The 16,278-nt window shown below is 38.0% G+C and carries 17 protein-coding genes; 4 read left to right on the forward strand and 13 right to left on the reverse strand.

Going from position 1 to position 16,278, the window contains the following annotated elements:
• Positions 1–89: 89 nt before the first annotated feature.
• The gene (locus IM793_RS15420) at positions 90–2,408 is read right to left on the reverse strand and encodes a TonB-dependent receptor (protein WP_193422828.1); all 2,319 of its coding nucleotides are present in this window, start codon (positions 2,406–2,408) and stop codon (positions 90–92) included.
• Between the two features lie 112 nt (positions 2,409–2,520).
• Positions 2,521–2,808 carry a hypothetical protein gene (locus IM793_RS15425; RefSeq protein ID WP_193422829.1) on the reverse strand — a complete coding sequence of 96 codons (288 nt, stop codon included), beginning with the start codon at positions 2,806–2,808 and terminating at the stop codon, positions 2,521–2,523.
• 221 nt (positions 2,809–3,029) lie between these two features.
• Between IM793_RS15425 and IM793_RS15430 the strand changes: the two genes are divergently transcribed.
• Positions 3,030–3,602, forward strand: coding sequence for a TlpA disulfide reductase family protein (locus IM793_RS15430; RefSeq protein WP_193422831.1), 573 nt, complete (start codon positions 3,030–3,032; stop codon positions 3,600–3,602).
• A gap of 152 nt (positions 3,603–3,754) precedes the next feature.
• A complete protein-coding gene (locus IM793_RS15435) occupies positions 3,755–4,813 on the forward strand; it encodes a nucleoid-associated protein (RefSeq protein ID WP_193422833.1) in 1,059 nt (352 codons plus the stop codon).
• An 80-nt stretch (positions 4,814–4,893) separates the two neighbouring features.
• Here the strand turns inward: IM793_RS15435 and IM793_RS15440 are convergent, their stop codons facing one another.
• The 6 genes from IM793_RS15440 to IM793_RS15465 all read right to left on the reverse strand — a co-directional run bounded on the left by IM793_RS15440 (position 4,894) and on the right by IM793_RS15465 (position 11,196).
• The gene (locus tag IM793_RS15440; protein ID WP_193422836.1) at positions 4,894–6,240 is read right to left on the reverse strand and encodes a DUF58 domain-containing protein; all 1,347 of its coding nucleotides are present in this window, start codon (positions 6,238–6,240) and stop codon (positions 4,894–4,896) included.
• Positions 6,241–6,481: 241 nt separating this feature from the next.
• Complete coding sequence (locus IM793_RS15445) at positions 6,482–7,459, reverse strand: MoxR family ATPase (protein ID WP_132399493.1); 978 nt, start codon at positions 7,457–7,459, stop codon at positions 6,482–6,484.
• The gene (locus tag IM793_RS15450) at positions 7,440–8,630 is read right to left on the reverse strand and encodes a DUF4350 domain-containing protein (protein WP_193422837.1); all 1,191 of its coding nucleotides are present in this window, start codon (positions 8,628–8,630) and stop codon (positions 7,440–7,442) included. Before IM793_RS15450 ends, IM793_RS15445 begins: the two co-directional genes overlap by 20 nt.
• On the reverse strand, positions 8,627–9,355 hold the full coding sequence (locus IM793_RS15455; protein ID WP_193422839.1) for a DUF4129 domain-containing protein: 729 nt from the start codon (positions 9,353–9,355) through the stop codon (positions 8,627–8,629). Before IM793_RS15455 ends, IM793_RS15450 begins: the two co-directional genes overlap by 4 nt.
• 1 nt (position 9,356) lies before the next feature.
• Positions 9,357–10,241 carry a hypothetical protein gene (locus IM793_RS15460; protein WP_193422842.1) on the reverse strand — a complete coding sequence of 295 codons (885 nt, stop codon included), beginning with the start codon at positions 10,239–10,241 and terminating at the stop codon, positions 9,357–9,359.
• Between the two features lies 1 nt (position 10,242).
• Entirely contained in the window at positions 10,243–11,196 is a 954-nt protein-coding gene (locus tag IM793_RS15465; RefSeq protein ID WP_193422844.1) for a stage II sporulation protein M, read from the reverse strand.
• Between the two features lie 178 nt (positions 11,197–11,374).
• On the opposite strand from IM793_RS15465, the gene IM793_RS15470 reads away from it, so the two are divergent.
• Positions 11,375–12,118 carry an RDD family protein gene (locus tag IM793_RS15470; protein ID WP_193422846.1) on the forward strand — a complete coding sequence of 248 codons (744 nt, stop codon included), beginning with the start codon at positions 11,375–11,377 and terminating at the stop codon, positions 12,116–12,118.
• On the opposite strand, the gene IM793_RS25155 is transcribed toward IM793_RS15470, so the two are convergent.
• From IM793_RS25155 to IM793_RS15495, 5 genes are all read right to left on the reverse strand, one after another.
• On the reverse strand, positions 12,115–12,510 hold the full coding sequence (locus IM793_RS25155) for a DUF2752 domain-containing protein (RefSeq protein WP_132399481.1): 396 nt from the start codon (positions 12,508–12,510) through the stop codon (positions 12,115–12,117). The genes IM793_RS15470 and IM793_RS25155 overlap by 4 nt on opposite strands.
• A complete protein-coding gene (locus IM793_RS15480; protein ID WP_132399479.1) occupies positions 12,510–12,845 on the reverse strand; it encodes a CD225/dispanin family protein in 336 nt (111 codons plus the stop codon). The genes IM793_RS25155 and IM793_RS15480 overlap by 1 nt, the downstream gene beginning before the upstream one ends.
• A gap of 83 nt (positions 12,846–12,928) precedes the next feature.
• Positions 12,929–13,654, reverse strand: coding sequence for an SGNH/GDSL hydrolase family protein (locus tag IM793_RS15485; RefSeq protein ID WP_193422848.1), 726 nt, complete (start codon positions 13,652–13,654; stop codon positions 12,929–12,931).
• Positions 13,655–13,700: 46 nt separating this feature from the next.
• On the reverse strand, positions 13,701–14,426 hold the full coding sequence (gene lipB / locus IM793_RS15490; protein WP_193422850.1) for a lipoyl(octanoyl) transferase LipB: 726 nt from the start codon (positions 14,424–14,426) through the stop codon (positions 13,701–13,703).
• 11 nt (positions 14,427–14,437) lie between these two features.
• Positions 14,438–15,085 carry a 4'-phosphopantetheinyl transferase superfamily protein gene (locus IM793_RS15495; protein WP_132399471.1) on the reverse strand — a complete coding sequence of 216 codons (648 nt, stop codon included), beginning with the start codon at positions 15,083–15,085 and terminating at the stop codon, positions 14,438–14,440.
• A gap of 71 nt (positions 15,086–15,156) precedes the next feature.
• Between IM793_RS15495 and dcd the strand changes: the two genes are divergently transcribed.
• Positions 15,157–15,693, forward strand: coding sequence for a dCTP deaminase (gene dcd / locus IM793_RS15500; protein ID WP_132399469.1), 537 nt, complete (start codon positions 15,157–15,159; stop codon positions 15,691–15,693).
• The last annotated feature ends 585 nt before the right edge of the window (positions 15,694–16,278 follow it).

Genomic DNA, 16,278 nt, shown 5'->3' on the forward strand with positions numbered 1-16,278 from the left:
GTGCATTTGATTAGTTGGGCATAGCACAAAATTAAACTAAAAGAGCTTGATTTATCAAGCTCTTTTAGTTTATAGAACTATAGATTGAATTATTTAACTACCTGGAAAGGAATATACAATCCGAAAGTGATGTTTCTGCCTGGGTTATAAACACCTAAATTAAGGTTTTCTGAATCTAAACGACCAGGTTTTAATCTACTCAATGCATCATAATATTTCTGGTTTAATAAATTATTGGCCGAAACCGATAGTTTAACCGGTTGTTTGCCTAAATTAAATGTAGCGCCGATACCTGCGTTCAGCAAGGTATAGCCGCTGGTAGGCGTTTCAAAAACATTATCCACACGGGCCTGTTTAAATGCTGAGTTGATGCCTACAGAAAGATATGCATCATTTGTTCCTTTAAATTTAGGCTCGAAACGCAGCTCATTTCTCAATGTTCCGGCCGGTATGAAAGCCAGTGGCTTATTTAAGCTATTGTTTCGTGCATGAACATATCCAAAAGTATTTTCAAAATGAATAAACGGAACAGGGTGAATGGTTAAACTCGCTTCAGCTCCATATAAATTAGCATTAACTTGACCGTAGCGGTAAACTGGATAATTATTACCTTCTGCATCTATTCTTTCTCCGTTGGTTGAAGCGTAAATAAAGTTGTGAATGTAATTATTATAAATACTTGCACTTGCACTCACAATTTTTCCTTCGTATTCTAAAGCTGCATCCACCTGATAACTGCGTTCTGGCATTAAATTGGAGTTGCCTATTTCATAGCGGAAAGTTCCTTCATGTACACCATTTGATGCTAATTCAGCTGGATTTGGTGCACGGAAAGCAGAACCCGCATTCGCTTTAAAGTTCCATTCTTCGTTAAATTGATGCGTAAAACCTAGTGCACCACTCACATTAGAAAATTTATTCCGAAAAGGTGCAAATTGCTCTTCATTATCTACGAATAATTGTTTCCCATTATTCTTTCTATAATCGTAACGGGCACCAATACTAAAGGTATTGTTCTCCCAATTTTTCTTGGCATAAGCAAAAACACCAATACCATAAGTATTATAATTTGGTATCAAAAATTCATCATTTGCTTTGTTTTCACTGTGACCTGCATCAGCGCTTACACCAAATACAGGTTGCCATCCGTTCGTTTCGTGGATATAGTATTTTAAATCGGCATTGTAGGTTTTAAGATCGAAGAATAATGATGGATCTGGACCATCTTCCAACTCGCGGCGCTGGTTCTGTTGATAACCAAAATCAGCTTTTAAATTGCCATTACCGATAATGAAATTGTTGTTCAAGGCAATTTTAAAGTGCCTGATATCCTGACGCGGATATTCTAAAGTACGACTCTTATTATCTTTGTTTGTGAAGGAACTACTGTCCTCTCTCACGAAATTTCCATTCGCATCTAAAGTAGGATCGTAAAAACCGATATTATTATGAAAGTTGGAAACATTTAAGTGAGTATAACCCCAGCTTTTGTTCAAGCCCACCATACCGCTTAAATCGGTTTCGTTAAAGCCGGAATTTGGGAAGTAACCTGTAGGCGTTTTAAAAGAATAGGCATTTTTATAGGTTCCACGGGCTCTCCAAACAAAGCCGTTTTCGTTACCATTTAACATTAATGAGTTAGCGGTAAGTCCGTTGTTAGTAGAGTAATTGCTAATAAATTCACCTTTTACCTGTCCTTCTGGTGCTGAACTAGGCTCTAATAAGTTAATTACACCCCCAAGTGCATCCGAACCGTACATTAATGATGCTGCACCACGTAAAACTTCGATACGGTCTGATTTAAACTGATCGATTTCGATACCATGTTCATCGCCCCATTGCTGGCCCTGTTGTTTAATTCCGTCATCTAAAGTTACAATTCTGTTGTAGCCTAAACCTCTGATAACAGGTTTGGAAATAGAAGGTCCGGTAGTGATCTGTGATACTCCAGGGATTTTGGTTAATGCATCAATTAAATTGGTGGAAGGCTGCAAAAGCTGATCTTTGCCCACTATTGCCGATGAAGCACTATTTCGTTTGCTCGTGCTACTGATTAAACTTCCTGTGATTACGATCTCTTTTGTTTCTATTGCAGTAGGCTGTAAAGAAAATTCTAATCCGTCTGCGCTGGCAAAATTTACCACTTGTGTAGCGGTTTTGTAGCCTACGTAATGTACTTCAACCAGGTAACTTCCTCTCGAAGGAAGGTTATTCAATGTAAATTCTCCATCATTGTTGGTTACGGCCGAAACCTTCAAATCCGGAATAAAAATGGTAGCACCTGGTAATGTTTGTTTTGTACTGGCATCAATAACCTTACCTTTTATATCTTTTAGCAAGGCAGCGAAAGCGGTATTGCTTAATAATGTATATAGAATTACCAAGCCAATAAGCTGTAATTTTTTCATGTGTTGTGTTTAAATAAAAATGATCGGAAAGCCCAATAAATAGCCTTTTTGAAGCTAGTTTAGGTTTCATCTAAAAAAATGGTTTAGCGCGTTTGCGCTCGAAATGAAAAAATTAAGCTAATGGGGGACCGCGTAAGCAAGTGCGCTTTATTTCGGTAAAAGCATTCTTTAACGTAGGTTCGGTACGGTTAAAGATTTTAGCTGATAAGAAGATTTTGTAAATGTGGTGCGTTTGCACATAGTTTTTTTCAAAACTCGCATTACAGATTAAACAGGTATCGCCATGGGCCTGTAAGTGACTAACATGTTTACAGTTAACCTCTTTCTCCACAACCGGAAGAGGATTATGGTGGTGAAGTACACTCCAGGGAGTTAAAGCAATAGCAAATACAATCAGCATAAATACCGATAAATATTTTTGAATGTTTTGTCTATGCTTTTTCAACAGGCCAAAAGTAGTAATTCTTAATCAATTATATATATTTACAAAGTAACATTGTATTTATAGTGGTATGACCCTTTATTTAATCGATAGTTTAACGTAAGCGGTACAATAAATTATTCAAATATCAATTTGCAAACCTATTTGTTATGATTTGCGATACAGAAAACAAATAATTAATGAAGTTCATCAGGAAAAATATATTCAACGCTTTATTTGTCATTTTCCTATTGGTAATTGTTTTTGTACCCGATGCAAAAGCATTTTTTATTAAAGGATTGATGGAGATTGGTTTTTATAAGCCTACTGTTGAAACGCCGAAAGAAAATGTTGCAGGTCTCAACGGGATCCGGTTTAAAGATATTAAAGGGAATCTGATTGATCTGGGTGATTTAAAAGGGAAGATTATTTTTCTCAATTTTTGGGCAACCTGGTGTCCGCCATGTAGGGCCGAAATGCCATCAATTAACAAACTTTATACACAATTTAAAGAGGATAAAGATATAGTTTTTATTTTTGCAGATGCTGATGGTGATTTTGCTAAATCGGGCAAGTTTATGTCCGACCGTAAATATGCAATGCCAATCTATAAAGTAGATAGTGATATTCCAGAAAAAGTATTTGCGGGTGCCTTGCCCACAACTGTCATTTTTGATAAACAGGGCAGGCTATCTTTCAGGCATGAAGGCGTGGCAAATTATGCCGATCAAAAGATTATTGATTTCATTAATAAATTAAAAAGTAGCCGTTAGTTTCTATCAGTCTTATTAACTTTAAAATTTTAATCAATAAAATTTGATGCTGAAATAATTTCTGTATTTGAGTGAATGTTGAACAATTGGTTGAACAATAGCTATGTGATTTTTGAGTAAGGTTAACCAATCATTTTGTTATTTTTGCTGCCATGATTTCATTTTTCGAGGCTTCGCTTAAGCAACTTTCCATCCACCATACCGGTAATAAACTGGTTGAAGAGTATTATAAATTATCTGATGCACCTTTAAAAATTGAAGATGAACTATTAGGAAACCTGCTGATGCAGTATTTCTTAAAGCCTTTCGAAAAAGTTAATGAAGTTTATCGTTTTTATCATCCCAATGATAATTTAGCGCTGAACGAAGTATTCCACTTTGCACATGAGATTTTTGAAAACAATGCGCTTTTTCATGAAGACTCGCAGCAACTGGCCAAATATTTATATGATGTAGCCAACCACCCAAAAATTAAATCGGGTGAATTGTATGTCGCTTATTTCGAAAAAGTGCAGATAGAAGGCGAACAACTGGATGTTTTGGGGATTTTCAAATCTGAAACTAAAGATACTTACTTAAAGGTTTACCCCGAGCTCGACGGCTTTAATATGAGCTACGAGCAGGAGGCCATCAGTATTAATAAATTGGATAAGGGCTGCCTGATCTTTAACGTAGACAAAGAAGAAGGCTATAAAGTCGTGGTTTTAGATCAATCGAAAAGCAGCAACGATGCTGCCGTTTATTGGAAGGATGAGTTTTTGAAGCTGAAAATCAGGAACGATAGTTATAACCAAACCAATAACGTTTTAGGCGTTTATAAAAACTTTGTCACCCAGAAATTGGATGATGATTATGAAATCAGTAAAGCGGATAAAATCGATCTTTTAAACCGTTCAATGAAATACTTCAAAGAAAAAGAAACCTTTGATATTGAAGAATTCGGGAATGAGGTAATCGGTAATGCCGAAGGGATCGAATCGTTCAAGAATTATAAGAAAAATTACGAAGAGGAATTCGAAAGCCCGATAGCTGATCATTTTGAAATCGCCGAATCTGCCGTTAAAAAACAAGCCCGGGCTTATAAAAGCGTGTTAAAACTGGATAAGAACTTCCACATCTATATCCACGGCAATAAAGACATGATCGAGAAAGGTTACGACGATGATAAATCGATGAACTTTTATAAAGTGTATTTTAGGGAAGAAGAGTAGGGTTAGTCCGGAGTCAGTAGTCTTAAGTCGTGAGTCTCTTGTCAATCGCTTATTTTGGACTAAGGACTTAAGACTGTGGACTATATCCGCTGCTGTGCCTTCAATGCCAAATACTGATTAATTACATTAACCGTAAGCTTTTGTGGCGGGGTAAGGATAGCCAAAATGCCATGTTTGTTCAGTTCTTTAACCATCAGTTTCTTCTCGTAGATAAACTTTTCTGCAATCGTTTTATGGTAAATGCCTTCTACATCTTTGGCCGGATCGGTGCTTAATCCTTTAAGTTCGGTGTTTTCGAAAAATACCACAACCAATAAGTGGTACTTGGCGATTCTTTTTAAATAGGGTAACTGACGTTGAAGTGCCGATAAACTTTCGAAATTGGTAAAGAAAACTAAAAGTCCGCGTTGTTTTACTACCGAACGTACAGTAGAATAAAGCGCCTCTAAGTTACTTTCCAGATACCGGGTTTTTTCTTTGTACAGTACATTCATAATACTGCCCAGCTGCGAAGCTTTACGGTCGGCAGGTACTATTGAACCGATGGTTTCGGATAGGGTAATCAAACCTGCTTTATCTTCTTTCAGCATGGCTACTTTCGACAAAGCAACACTTGCATTGATGGCATAATCGAGCAGGCTTAAGCCTTCGAAAGGCATGCGCATTACCCGCGATTTATCGATGATGCAATAAATATTCTGCGATTTTTCATCCGTATAGGTATTCACCATCAAACCACCTTTCCTGGCGGTGGCTTTCCAGTTAATGGTACGGATATCATCACCGCCTACATAATTTTTAATCTGGTCGAATTCGCTGCTCTGTCCAACCTTTCTGATTTTTTTGATTCCAAACTCGGTTAAATAGCGCGAAACGGCCATCAATTCGTATTGACCAAGATTGATAAATGAAGGATAAACGGGGAGAACTTTCGCTCCATCGAAATTATAACGCCGACTGATTAAGCCCAACGGTGAACTGATATAAGTCCGGATAAATCCGAAATCATATTCACCACGTTTGGTTGGTCGTAAGTTATAATGGATTGATTTTATTTCTGCAGGTTTTAAATGAAGTCTAAAATCTTTATCACGGATCTGAAACTGAAAAGGTATTTCGTCAATTACCCTTGCATTTACCCCAAAACCATAACGGTTTGCGATTTCAATCTGGATCGGATTTTCATCGCCATTGCTCAAACGCTTTGACGTAAATCTTTTTACTTCAACTCCCTTGCTATTCCGGTAGAGGATAAAAAGATCGATAAAAAACAAAACAGCTACCGCTCCAGTTGCAATTTCAGGGATATCGCCCAGCCAGGCAAAAAAGAACTTTAGCAAAAAAAGTACAATACAGAAGCCTAAGGCCGTAAATAAACGATCAGTTAGGAATAGATTGGTATAATATTGCTGAAAGAATTTTTTCAATTGTAGAGATTGTTTAATTGCTAAATTGTTTAAAATGGTTAACCGTATTATGGCAATTGCTAGCCCGATCGCTGGATTTGATATTGTGATTTGATCATTGGTAATTGTTCAAATCGGTTAATTGCAAACTGCGAACTGAAAATTGACAACTGTTTTAGTTAATCGATTACCCTTCGACTCCGCTCAGGGTGACTTATTAATGGTAATTAAGACTAATGACTACAGACTCAAGACTGTGGACTTACCTCGGTACTTCAATTTTTTTAATAATCTGGTTTACAATATCGGTTGTGGTTAAGCCTTCCATTTCTTTTTCAGGAGATAACAATATTCTGTGAGCTAATACAGGGCTAGCAACGGCAATGATATCATCCGGTGTAACAAAATCGCGGCCCTGGATGGCAGCAAAAGCTTTTGCACTATGGACAATGGCTAATGATGCCCTAGGCGAAGCACCTAAATAAAGGGATGAATTGTTGCGGGTTTCGGTTACAATTTTGGCGATAAATTCTAATAACTTCGGCTCAACAAATAAATTGCGGATAATGGCCCTGGCCTCTTGTATCTGTTGCACGGATAATACCGGTTGTACATCGTTTAATAACGTTTTGTTAACCAAAGTGTGCTGTGCGGTTAAAATTGCCGTTTCTTCCTCCAGAGAAGGATATTTAACCTCAATTTTGAAAAGGAAACGATCTAGTTGAGCTTCGGGCAAACGGTAAGTTCCTTCCTGCTCAATCGGGTTCTGCGTAGCCAATACCATAAAAGGTTCATCCATCATATAGGTTTGTCCATCAATGGTTACCTGGCGTTCTTCCATCACTTCGAAAAGTGCAGATTGGGTTTTGGCCGGTGCACGGTTAATTTCGTCAACCAGAATAATATTACCGAAAATCGGACCTTTTCTGAATTCAAAATCACCTGCCTTGGTATTAAAAATCGGGGTACCCAATACATCTGAAGGCATTAGATCAGGCGTAAACTGTACCCTCGAAAATTGAGCATCGATTGATTTGGCAAGCAGTTTTGCGCTTAACGTTTTTGCTACGCCCGGAACGCCTTCAATTAAGATATGTCCATCGGCAAGTAAACCAACAATCAAAAAATCGATCACCTGTTTTTGGCCTACTATGATATTTCCAAGTACGGTTCTAATTTGATTTACAGCTGCATTTAATGCACTTAAATCGGTACGTGGGTTAAACTGTTCTTGTTCCATTGCTTTGCGTAATTTTATAAAACTGTTCTATGCTTTCGTTTAAATTGATCAATTGTGTATCGCTCAGGTTGCCCATTTGAGGTATTTCGATAAAATATCTGGTTAACGTTTTGGCAAGGGCTTCGTTAATAACCGTTTTTTCCATTAGTATTTGAGCAAATTTGCTGTCGATATCATTGGTTTTAAGGTAATACCTGCTCCGCAGATGTTCCATAAAGTAGTTGATTTTTTTCAAGGCGATATCGAGGTTATTCCGCTCATGATAATACACACTACCAACCACATGAACAAAGGCCAATGACGAATTGGTAAGCGGATCGGCAATGGGGATAATCCTTTGCCTGCGTTTGATATCGTAGAAAACAAAAATAATCAAACTGAAAATGCTCAGGTAATAGGCAAATTTAAGTTCGGGATGTTTAAAAAATACCCTGAGCATATCGGTTGTGGTATTTTCCTGTCCGGCAAAATATTCATCAAAAATTACCTGGGTATTTCCCTGCAGGTAACTCAGGGTTTTTGCAGCATATTCGGCCCCATATTTATCCAATAGGTTAAAATTGGTATAAAACCCCGGCTCCGCAATCAGATATAGATTGCCTTTCCCATAATTGTAGCGGATGAAGTTAGGTTTCCCATCCCCGTTTACACCAAGTACAGTCGCCTTATTGGTGTCAAGTTTACTGTAATATTGACTGCCAATGCCCCTGTCGAAGCCATAGTTTGCGTCAGTTTTTAGGTTTGGGTTGGTGAAATTCAGTGTGCTGCCTTCGGCCGACATGGCGCCAACCGCTTGCAATTTAAGGGTCTTTTCTATCTTGCCAAGATCGTAACTGGCAATAAAGGCATCATTACCAGCCTGCATATATTTAACCAGCTGGCTGAAATCCGTTTTGCTGATCTCTGCTTTTTGGGCAACGATCAAATAGGCCGTTTTGTTAAATTTTTTAGCCTTTAAAGTATTGTAAATGGCGCTTTTAGATTGATGAATCGTTGCCTTTGGTAAAATATCCTTGATCCGATGGTACAAGATGTATGTTCCATAAGGTATTTTATCCTTTATGGCATAAGTTGGTGCCCAGTTTGTTGGTGTGGGTTTGTTGTATTGGGCAACTAAATAAAGGAGGATCAGGATTGAACCAATAATCAGATATGTTTTATAACCTTTCATTTAATCTGGTTGTTAAACTGGTTAAACGACTGGTTAATGGGTTCAAATTTCACCTCATCGATAGGGAAATCGCCGTACCAGATGTAATCGAACTGTAGGGTAAGTCTACTGAAATCATTTCTGAGTTCGGGTTTAGTGATTTCCATTAAATAATTGTAATTGGTTTTATCGGGTTGCCAATTGATGATTTCGGCATCACTTAATTTTTTTAGCGCCCTCAAATACAAAAGCCTAACTGCCAAACGGAATTTCCTTTCGGCAACTAATCTTTGCAGTTCCTGTTCATAATCAATCTCATGAATGTTTTCGGTAATTACATCATAAGGAAGAATGGTTTCTTTTGATTTTTTCCTGAATATATTTTCAGCTCCGATAGTTTTGATCACGATATACAGGATAAGCGCTATACCTAGCCCGATAAAAATATACCTCGAAATCAAATTAGAGGTTGCCCCTTGAATCAATGAGCCAATTAAATTCCAAAACCACATCCAGAATTTATCCCACCAGGAAAGCTGCTGCTGGCCAATTTCATCATACTGAAATTCTTTCTGCTCTTTATAACTGCTGATCGAATCCTTATCAAATTTTGATGGGGTAATTTTAGCACTATCAATCCTGAGCTCCTTAACAATAGTTTTCGGTTTAATAGCTTGCGCATTGCTGATTACCGGAATAAAAAACAAAAAGGAAACGAGAAGATATCGGATAAAAATACGCTGCATTTTAATATTCTTCAGGTCTGGTATCTATAGGTTTTTCGGTATTGCCAAAATGGGAAATGCGTTCCATTAGTCCTGGGTTTTCTTTCTGTTCAACCAAACTGAAATAGGCAAGCGAGATGGTAATGATCGGTATAATGGTAAAAACTTGGCAGATAGATTGTAAAACGGTGGTAATCATGGTTAATGTTAACGACATGCGAGGTGTTTTATGCGTAAACATACCGATCATATTGAATAAAGTGGTTGGTAAAATCACCATACTCATGCAGGCATATACAATAATCCATACCACAATAAGGGTTCCAAAAGTAACCCAGAAATTATCTTTGATTACAGCAAAACTTCTTGTGAAAGAATAACCCAGCGAACCATTTTCGATTACCATGATCGGAAAGATCATCGCTACGTAAGGGAATAGCCAAAAGAACGGTACAACACAGAAGACAAAAGATATAATGAGCATCAGGATCAATAAAAGCGAACTGCCAAAAATCCTGAAAAAATAATATTTAAAATAACCCCAAACCTCTTCAGTAGTGGGCGTTTCATTCCTCTTTTTTACGTACACGGCGATATAAGAAAGTATAGCTACGCTCATACTGGCATATGTGGCCAGTGAAAATAAAATGGATAAAAAATACTCTATGCTATATACCGATGATAAGCCAAACTTGTTTGTATTTCCTTCAACACCAATGGTATTGAAAATATTAACCATTTTATATTGTTGCAACAGCATGGTAAGCATACTGGCCAATACGAACAAGCCGCAAAACGTAAAATATACCTTAATCAGCGGTTTAAAGTTTTGCCGCATAAAGGTAAACGTATCGTTTATCACCTGTCCGAAATCTCTTTTTTTTCTAAATTCTAATTTCCCGATCATGTTAATTTAGTGTGACTTGTTTACGTTGAATTTTAATAGGATAAATAAATACATACCATATCATAAATACTGCTGACGATAACAATATCAACAGGCTTAGCGCTAACGGCATTTCGGTATGGCGGGTAACAAAACTTTCGAAAAAAGCAGCGACAATAAAAATCGGAATCAGGCCGATTACAATTTTTAACCCATCTTTTGCCCCTTTTTGTATGGATGCCATGCGGGTGTAGGTTTTGGGAAATAAAAAGCTGTTGCCTAAAATTAAACCAGCCGCGCCAGCCAGCACAATGGCGGAAATTTCGAGTGTGCCATGGATCCAGATCACCAGAACAGATTGAAAACCCAGGCCCTTGCTGAAAAAGAAATATTGGAAAGAACCGAGCATAATTCCGTTCCTGAATAGGGAAACGATGGAACCAAATGAAAATAAGATGCCCAAAACAAAAGTATATAAGGCAACGAAGATGTTGTTAGAACCTATCTGCAAAAACATCATAAATTGATTATCCTGTTTGTATACGCCAAAAGGATCGCCTTTGGCAATGTTTTCATTGGTCATATTTACATAGTTATCCCCCATAATCAAACGGACAAAGGTATCGTCGTATTTGGCTGATAAGGCACCGATAGCACAGGAAATCAGGAAAAAAAACAAAGCATAAAATATTTGTTTCCGGTGCGCTAAAAATATCAGAGGCAATTCTGTTTTCCAGAAATGGATAAAGCGGTTCGATTTCTCTTTTTTGTTTTTATAAACCGATTGGTGCAGTTTAGCCGCTAAACCGTTTAAATAAGCTGTGGTTTTCGAGTTTGGATAAAAAGTTTTTGCGTAAGCAAGATCGTTGGTAATTTCGATAAACTGATTGGCCACTTCGTCGGGATTGGCTTGTCGCATGGAATCATAATGCTGCCATTTCTCCGAATTCTGTTTAACAAATAATGCTTCTCTCATTTAAAGGCGTTACCAAATCTGGCGTTAAAATAGTTAATTTTTTATGTAAATAAAACCACGATTGATCTTACCTGCAAAACAAATGCCATCTAAGCTTAAATATATAAGAAAACTTTAGTTGTAAAAAATTACGAGTTGATATACCCCAACTATCTTTAAAAAAAATTATGTTTGGAATATGGATAGCATCAGAATTAGCACTGCTCAAAATATTGATATTGATTATGAAATTGCCGGACTTGGGGAGCGCATCGCTGCAAGGTGTATCGACCTGGCTGGATTTCTGGTGATTGCTGTGATTACCCTTGTAGTGATGGGGGCAGTTTCAGTAGGCATATCAGGAAGTGCAGGTATGATTGTCCTGTTTGTTTTCATTGCAATATTTGCTTTTTACGACCTGGTTTGCGAGATCACGATGGATGGGCAAACATTGGGTAAAAAGGCGTTAAAAATAAAAGTAATCAGTATAGATGGCACCCAGCCAACTTTTAGTCAGTATATTTTTAGGTGGTTGTTCAGGATGATCGATTTTGGCTTCCCGTTTGGATGGGGAGTAGTGGCACTGGTATCTGTAGCGGTAACCAAAAACCACCAGCGTTTGGGCGATATATTGGCTAAAACCACATTGATTAAAACAAAACCACGTACAGCGTTTGCCAATGTCGCTTTTAGCTTTAAACTGCCTGAGGAATATGAACCAATGTTTAAAGAAGTATTACATTTAAGCGATCGTGATATAGAACTGATCCATGAAGTATTAACAGGTTATTACCAGACCGGAAATGCTGACCTGATTTATACGATGGCAGCCAAAACCAAAGAACATATTGTTGTAACCATCCCAAGTGGCATGAACGAGTTGCAGTTTTTAGAAACCGTATTAAAAGATTATAATCACCTTACAGCTAATATGAGTATTTAAGCGGCAAGATATTTAAATGGGGTATATGGCAAATTTCTCGCAATCCAGAATATCATTACGATAACAAAAATTATTTTGGGCGTATTTGGATTATACCAGAAATGCAATACCAGGTTTCTTTTGGTGAAATAAGTGTATATTTTGAAGAATAGGTGCAGAACTAGGATTGGCAAACTGAGTACAAGCAGCAGGTTATATCCCATCGCTTTCTGAAGGTTTAAATGAAGCAAGGCGTGTATAGCTCTTTGCGAACCACAGCCAGGACAATCTAAATGCAGGTATTTGTGGAAGGGGCACTCGGGAAAGAAATTGTACACCTCAGGATTGAATTTATAGTAAATTATCACAATTGATAACAATACAATCGATCCTAAGATGTACAGTAGTTTCATTATCTATAATTACTCATCATGGCACCGCCAAAACCAAGCACTACAAAGAATAATATGTATAAAACATAAACACCGATTCCAACAAAAAAGCCGATTTTTGTCCATTTTCCGGCAGCAGCAGATGCAGCCTGAGCTCCGGCATAATCGCCAGCAGCATATTTGCTATTTACATTTGCAGCATTTACAATACCAGCTATTCCGAATGGTAAGCAGCAGAATAAGGTAACAAGGATTGATTCTACAAGCCAGTTTTTTGGGATAGGATTTCCGAATGGTTGTTGTCCAAAAGGCGGTTGCCCGAAAGGTGCTTGTTCTTGAGGTTTTTGATCTTCCATAGTATCAACTTTAAAGTTATTAATTTAAATTGTTGAACTAAAGTAATTTTTTTAATTCAAAAATGGAATAAATTGTAAATTAATTATTTCAACATAGGGGCCACTTTTGTTAGTAAGGCCCCGGCCCATTGGCCATACATTTTGGCACTTGGATGCAGGCCATCATCAGCAATTAATGAAATATCTGTAGTCGCATTTCTGGAGGCTGGAGTAATATTCGTATAATTTATGCCGGCTGCAAGCGTCATTTCCTGGTTTGCAGCGTTAAAATTATCAATCTCGCTTGCTATGGTTTGCACGTTTCTTCCTGAGTTTTTACCAAAAGGGGTAACACCCCAATCGGGAATAGAAACCACAAAAACCCTGCTTTTATTGCCACCTGCATAATTAATTGCCGTTTGTAACAATTCTGCGAACTCTTTTTTGTATGTGCTGATCGGATAACCACGATACTGGTTGTTTACGCCAATCAAAAGCGTAACAAAACTATAGCTGCCGGTTAAGTTTTCCTTTTTAATGGCAGCTTGTAGTTCGTCGGTTGTCCAGCCTGTAGTGGCAATAATTTTAGGATTGGCTACGTTGATGTTTTGATTCTTTAATAGGCTTTGAAGTTGATACGGAAAAGATTCTGTTTGTTTAACAGCTTCACCAATCGTATAAGAATCGCCAAGGGCTAAATAAGTGAAATTTCCTGTTCCGCTTGATGGATTGGTAGCTTGATTGATTGCTGGCTCGTTAATCATGGGTGCTTGTTTTGTACAGCCCGAAGTTAAGAAAGAAAATAAAATGGCGCTTAATAAAATCTTCATAGGGTTAATCTACGAAGTAGCGTTTGGCTTAGTTTTATCCAGCCGATTAAATCAGTTGCATTTTAAAGAGTCCGGCAATGTGGCTTTTCAGTTTACCTTTTACTTCCTCCATATCTAATTGATAACCCAATTCTTTTGCTAAAGAGGTGACAGCTTTATCATCAATACCGCATGGCACAATGTTTTTAAAGTAATCTAAATCTACGTTTACATTAAAGGCAAAACCATGCATGGTAACCCAGCGACTGCAACGAACGCCCATAGCACATATTTTACGTGCCTTTTCATTATCAGCATCTAACCAAACCCCGGTAAAGCCAGGATAACGTCCCGCTTCTATCCCATAATCTTTTAAAGTAAGGATAACGGCCTCTTCCAGGGTACGTAAATATAAATGGATATCAGTAAAGAAGTTATCAAGATCAAGAATAGGGTAGCCCACTAGCTGCCCCGGACCATGATAAGTAATATCGCCACCCCGGTTTATTTTATAGTAAGTTGCTTTTTTATCTTTTAATCCCTGCTCATCCAATAATAAATTTTCGGGATGTCCGCTTTTACCTAAAGTATAAACATGCGGGTGCTCGCAAAACACGAGATGGTTAGGAGTAGGCTTATTGGTGTTATTTACGCGGTTTTCTGTTTTAATGGCTACCGTTTTATTTAATAAATCTTCCTGTTTATCCCATGCTTCCTGGTAGTCTGTTAAGCCCCAGTCTGCAAAAATAGTTGGTTTTAAGTCTGTTGCAATTGCTTCTACTGTCTCGTTCATCTCCGTTTATATTAAGAATTGCTGGCTACATAGCCCAGCATGTAACCGTCTTTTGTTTTAAAGTAATTAATGGTTAACTCCCGCGTACCGGCTGGCAATTCTACCAACGCATTTAATGAACCTTCGTTTCTTAACTTAAAAGGTTTAATATGGATATGCTGTTTAAACTCCAGTCCTTTTTTGCCATGCCACTTATAAATGGCCTCTTTAGCACACCAGGCTACGTATAAGCCATCGGTATTATCCCCGATTTGCTTTTGGGCAAGTTCTACATCACTTAAGAACTTGTGTTTAATGCTTTTTATTTTGTGTTTAATCAGTTCAATATCAATGCCAACAGGATGATCTTTGCTAATCATCACGGCTGCATAATCGTAAGAATGACTTAATGAAATATGGTAATCGAAATTAACCAGATAGGGTTTGCCATGTTCATCAAACTGGCAGTCAATATACTCTGTTGTATTCAACATTGTTCTCAATAGCAGCCTCGTACTTAACCAATGCAATAGCCTTTTGCCACTGTTTAATGATGAAATAATATCATGTTCATGCTGCTTAAGCTGCAGTCCGGCCAACAACTCTTCTTCTGTTTCCTCAATTTTCCAAATTGCTAAAACAGAATGCTGATCAATATTTTTGTGGTAAATTATTGGCATTGACTAAATTGGAGATTACATGCAAAATTATCTTAAATAAATGATAATTTAGGCCAAAAATACGTATAAAAATGATATTATCTGATAGCAGGATATTAGAGGAAATTGAGAAGGGAACAATCATCATTGAGCCTTTTAAACGCGAATGTTTAGGAACCAACTCGTATGATGTCCATTTAGGGAAATATCTGGCTACATATAAAAGCCGTGTGCTTGATGCGAAGGTGCACAACGAAATCGAACATTTCGAAATTCCTAAAGATGGCTATGTTCTTCACCCGGGTACTTTGTATCTTGGTGTTACCGTAGAATACACCGAAACACACGGGCATGTACCCTTTTTAGAAGGCAAAAGCAGCACCGGCCGTTTAGGTATCGATATTCATGCAACAGCAGGTAAAGGTGATGTTGGTTTTTGTAATACCTGGACATTAGAAATATCGGTAGCACAACCTGTAAAAATTTATGCCGGAATGCCTATTGGCCAATTGATTTATTTTGTTGTCGAAGGTAAAATTGAAACAATGTATAATTCAAAAGGTAACGCTAAGTACAACAATAAAACCACCAGGCCGGTAGAAAGCATGATGTGGAAGAATAAGTTTTAACAATTTGTTTAATCTGTTGGTAGCCGAAAGTCAATTGAGCTTACATCTTTTTTTTTTGGAAATGAAAGCCGTTGTGCTGTGGCGGTCTGTGGCCCCGCCATTCGCTGTGGTCCCGATAGAAGGATCGGGAGCCGCCGCTGCTGTCGGGTTTATTAACTATGGTCTGTTCTCAAGGCACTAAACATCGTTCCTAAACCCGATTAAAGCGAACAGGAAGCGCAGCGGAGTAAAGCATAAAGCGGGGCTGATGCTTCCAAACGCTTGGAACCCCTCATTTTCAAATCACCTAACTAAAGAATTGTTTTTTTTTGGAAATGAAAGTTGGTGTGCTGTGGCGATCTGTAGCCCCGCCATTCGCTGTGGTTCCGATAGAAGGATCGGGAGCCGCCGCTGCTGTCGGGTTTATGATTCGCAGTCTGTTCTCAAGGCACTAAACATCGTTCCTAAACCCGATTAAAGCGAACACGAAGCGCAGCCGGAGTAAAGCGTAAAGCGGGGCTGATGCTGCCGAACGCTCGGAACCTTTCATTTCCAAATCACCTAACTATAGAAATGTTTTTTGGAAATGAAAGCTAGTGCGCTGTG

The organism is Pedobacter sp. MR2016-19 (assembly GCF_014947265.1).
Classification (GTDB): domain Bacteria; phylum Bacteroidota; class Bacteroidia; order Sphingobacteriales; family Sphingobacteriaceae; genus Pedobacter.